Raw genomic sequence first — 2815 nt, 5'->3', positions numbered from 1 at the left:
CCTGCCCGCGACGGCCTGACCGACAGCCGACAGCCGCCTCGACCACGCCCTGACGCACCGCCAGACGCCTATACCCCCGACAACGTGACAACGCTTTCAGCACCTCTCCACGATCCTCGCAGCTCCCTGACTCCAGGGAGCTGCGAGGTCGTTAGAGCCCGCCGACAGGAGAACGGGGCCTCAATTTGACCGGGCTACGCGCTATCCATGAGGTGGTCTGCCAGCAGCTCACGGAACTGGGGACTTGCTGCCACTTTGAGGTCGGCCGCTGCCGCCTCGGCGCCCCCCACCAGCTCGAAGTAGCGCCCCAGTGCGTTGCGGCGCTCCTCCCCGCTCAGCTTTCGGAAGATGATGTCCATGGCGGCCCGGCCGTCATGCCAAGGCATCTTGACTTGGGGGCGTTCCGCAATCGGCGGCTTGGCGGGAACGACGGGGATGGTCCCGGTAGGAACGGTGGACAGCTGGGTTCGAGGTTCCGGCAACGATTGGCTCGGCTCGTCGGGCACCTGCACCGGATCGTCGACGGCGGGACTCGGGGCTGTGGGGCTCGGCTGTGCGTCTGCCGCGGTATACATGGGCACCGAGGCTGGCAACTCACTCCGAGGCGCCGCAGGAGAAGAGACGGGTTCGGTCGCCAAGCCGCGCGTCGGCTTTACCGCGGTAAAGCCGCTTGGGCCGCTGGAGACCGGGGGAGCTGGTGCTTCAGCGGTCCGGCGGGTCCGGGGACGCTCCTTCTCCACATCACGCTCGAGCATGCGCTGCTGCCAAGCCGCGCGCTGTTCGGCGTGCGACAACTTGACCAGAGCGCGCGTCTCCCTGACCGGAAGATCGCCGCTGCTCACCAGCTTCTGTAGATCAGGGGCCAAGCTGAGAAGGTACATCTGCTGGGTCACCCAGCCGCCGGACTTGCCGTAGTGCTCAGCAACTTTGGCCTTGCCGCCGAGTTCCTCGACCATGGTCTGGATGCCGAGTGCGCGCTCAATGGGGTCAAGGTCTTCCCGGTCGTTGTTCTCGGAGAGGACCGCGTCGAGAAAGTCGGCTTTGGACTTGGCGACCTCATCGTCGACGACGACCTCGAGGGTGCCCAGTCCTGCGGCCTCGGACGCACGGTATCGGCGCTCACCGTTCGCGATGACGTAGCGGGCCGTCCCGACCAGTGCGGCTTCGTCCGCCCACAGCTTCAGGTATGCCTCGCGCGTGACGGCAACTGCGGGCTGTAGCTGCTTCTTCTTGAGCTTCAGCCCGAATTCGAGCAGGTCTTCAGGTGTTCCGAAGTTCTGCCGCGGATTGAACCTGGTGGGCACCAGCTGCTCGAGACAGATGGTACGCAGACGGCTGTCGGGCGCCCCGACGGTGGCGGCTCCGGTTGCTGCGGCTACTGCCTGGCGTCGGGCGCTGACGGCGGGGGCGGCCCCGAACCGGCCGGCCCCGAGCTGGTCGGCCTTGCTCATGAGATCTCCCGTGCAAGGGCGCGCATCGCGACGGCCTGCTGGCTTCGTGGTGCGTAGGCGAGGAGCGGACGCTTCACGCGAACCGCTTCCTTCTGCTCCTTGAGGTCTCCGATGAGGCCGACGACCCGCGGATCCTTTATGTCGACCCACCCTTGCAGAGAGGACGTTGCGATGTAGCCGCGGCGGGAATCGTAGAGGTTCACGACGATGCCGAGGTAGTCGATGTCGATGGCGAGATCGCCGCGCAGGTCTTCGAACTGGCTGGTGAGGAGTTCGTATGCGTCGGCGCTGCTGTCTTCTGCCTGAACCACGATGAGGGCCCCCGACTGGCCGGGCGCCTCGCCATCACGGCGACGGCCGTAGTAGGCGGCAGCATCCATGCTGAGTCCGAGGCTGGGCGGGCAGTCGATGAGGATGACGTCGTAGTCGGCTTCCAGGGGGGCAAGGGCACGCTCGAGGGCGGCCTCTCTGGCGCGGACCGCGGAGAGGCGGACGTCCAGCAGAAAGGCGTCGTTGCATGCGGGTAGCAGGTGCAGTCGGCCGCCGAAGGTCTCTTCGTCGATGGAGACGACAAGGTCACGCAGATCGCCCTTGGGGTCGCCGGCCATGTGATTGGTGAGGCTGTCACCGTTCATCGGCAGCGGGGTGGCGCCGAGTTGGTTGGTGAGGTGGCACTGCGGATCGAAGTCGACGAGGAGGACGCGCAGGCCGAGACCGGGGAGGCTCTCGACATCGAGAGGGCTGTTGTCACCGGATGCTGCTGCGAGCTGCTTGGCAATCCGTACAGGGTGAAGAGCGTTGGGATTCTCTGCGAGGGCTTCACCGGTTCCGGCTGTGATTGCGGTCTTGCCGACGCCGCCCTTCTGATTGCAGACGATGAAGCGACGGGTGATGGTGGGCCGTTCGAGGTGCGGGGCAGGGTTCATGTCCAGCCAGAGCTGTACCGTCTGCGCGAGCCCCTGGATGAGGGAGACCCCCCGGTCGGCGGCTGCTTGGCGGAAGGTGTCCCACTGGCCTTCGGGGAGGAAGGTTGCGAAGGAGTCGGCGCCCCTGGTGTCGATGGTCTCGAGACTGGACGCCAGGTCGCACCAGGCTGTGACGCCCTGCTCGACTGCTGCCTGGATTTCGATGCCGTGCTGGGCGGCCCTGACCTTGAGGTTCTGCCGGAGCCATCCCGGCAGCTTTGAGACGACCTTCTCGCGGTCGCTGGCTGGAGAACTCATGGGGACACCTTACTAACGCGCAAGATCATAGGGTTGCATTGGTGCGTTACTGAGGTTTTCAGGGTGGAGTCGGTGGTACGAGGGTCAGACCGGTGGCGGTGAGGCAGCCGTTGATCAGGTGGGGCCGGAGCTGGATCCTGC

Annotated in this window: 2 protein-coding genes; both read right to left on the bottom strand. The window is 65.9% G+C overall.

Annotation, left to right across the window (positions count from 1 at the left end; genetic code table 11):
- Positions 1-194 precede the first annotated feature (194 nt).
- Complete coding sequence (locus ACIRJP_RS42240) at positions 195-1451, bottom strand: ParB/RepB/Spo0J family partition protein (protein ID WP_404186505.1); 1257 nt, start codon at positions 1449-1451, stop codon at positions 195-197.
- Complete coding sequence (locus ACIRJP_RS42235) at positions 1448-2674, bottom strand: ParA family protein (protein ID WP_404186503.1); 1227 nt, start codon at positions 2672-2674, stop codon at positions 1448-1450. Before ACIRJP_RS42235 ends, ACIRJP_RS42240 begins: the two co-directional genes overlap by 4 nt.
- Positions 2675-2815: the final 141 nt, after the last annotated feature.

Source organism: Streptomyces sp. NPDC102437, assembly GCF_044765565.1.
GTDB lineage: Bacteria > Actinomycetota > Actinomycetes > Streptomycetales > Streptomycetaceae > Streptomyces.
The sequence above is the reverse complement of the archived record's forward strand: the minus strand, read 5'-3'. Positions and strand labels throughout refer to the sequence as shown.

Bases quoted from the DNA above. Each gene is read 5' to 3' on its own strand.
- ACIRJP_RS42240 (WP_404186505.1), bottom strand. From the start codon at position 1,451: ATGAGCAAGGCCGACCAGCTCGGGGCCGGCCGGTTCGGGGCCGCCCCC.
- ACIRJP_RS42235 (WP_404186503.1), bottom strand. From the start codon at position 2,674: ATGAGTTCTCCAGCCAGCGACCGCGAGAAGGTCGTCTCAAAGCTGCCG.